Annotated in this window: 1 protein-coding gene and 1 pseudogene; both read left to right on the top strand. The window is 65.2% G+C overall.

The window, feature by feature from the left end; translation table 11 throughout:
* A partial coding sequence (tnpB, locus tag QCE64_RS36395) for an IS66 family insertion sequence element accessory protein TnpB (RefSeq protein ID WP_310009202.1) occupies positions 1-261 on the top strand: 261 nt, incomplete at its 5' end.
* A gap of 63 nt (positions 262-324) precedes the next feature.
* Positions 325-1,230, top strand: a pseudogene (locus QCE64_RS36390) (IS66-like element ISBcen19 family transposase); the annotation flags it as partial.

Below are 1,230 nucleotides of genomic sequence, written 5' to 3'. Positions count from 1 at the left end.
GTGGTCAAGGTGTTCGGCGCCGCGCACCCACACCATGCCTATCTGTTCGCCAATCGGCGCGCCAACCGCATGAAGGTCCTGATTCACGACGGGATCGGCGTCTGGCTGGCCGCGCGACGCCTGAATCAAGGGCAGTTCGCGTGGCCGCACATCGGCAGCGAACCGAAGCAGCGTGTCTTGACGCACGAACAACTGGCCGGCCTGGTGCTGGGCTTGCCCTGGCAACGCATCGGCGAGGATGGCGTGATCCGCGTCGTCTAAATCCGGCGGGGAGGTAAACAGTCGCGCTTCCTCCGTCGGGAGGGTTCTGGCAGACTGGCCTGCATGAACCCCGCGGACCTCGACGCACTCAACCCGGAACAGTTGCGCGCCCTTGCCGCGCAACTGATTGCCGAGGTCAAGGAGAAGGAGCGGGAAGCGAGTGAACGAGACCGGGAACTACACTTCCGGCAGACCCGTATCGATCAACTCACCCACGAGGTCTCGATCCTCAAGCGCCAGCAGTTCGGCCGGCGCAGCGAACAGCTCGACAGCGAGCAGATGAACCTGCTTGACGAGGCGATCGATGGCGACCTGGTTGCTATCGAGATGGAGCTCGGGCAACTCGAGCCGACGCGAGCTGAACGGCAACGCGAGCAGCCGAAACGGGCACCGCTGCCGCCGCAACTGCCACGCACCGACGTCCATCACGAACCGGACAGCACGACGTGCCAGTGCGGTTGCGAACGCATACGGATCGGCGAGGACGTGAGCGAGAAGCTGGACTACACGCCGGGCGTGTTTACGGTGGAACGGCACATCCGCGGCAAGTGGGTGTGCAAGGCGTGCGAGACACTGATCCAGGCGCCGGTTCCACCGCATGTGATCGACAAGGGCATGCCCACCGCCGGGTTGCTCGCGCAGGTGCTGGTCGCCAAGTACGGCGACCACTTGCCCCTGTATCGCCAGGAACAGATCTTTGGTCGTGCGGGACTGGCCATCCCAAGATCCACGCTGGGTGCCTGGGTGGGCCGGTGTGGCGTGCAGTTGCAGCCGCTGGTCGACGCACTCGGCCAGGCCATCCGGCAACAGGCGGTGTTGCACGCCGACGAGACGCCGGTGCAAATGCTCAGCCCCGGCAAGGGCAAAACGCACCGGGCATACCTGTGGGCGTATACGTCGACTCAGTTCAGCGAACTGCGCGCGGTGGTCTACGACTTCGCCGAGAGCCGCGCCGGTGCGCACGCTCGC

It is taken from the genome of Caballeronia sp. LZ043 (assembly GCF_031451075.1).
Taxonomy (GTDB): Bacteria; Pseudomonadota; Gammaproteobacteria; order Burkholderiales; family Burkholderiaceae; genus Caballeronia.
The sequence above is the reverse complement of the archived record's forward strand: the minus strand, read 5'-3'. Positions and strand labels throughout refer to the sequence as shown.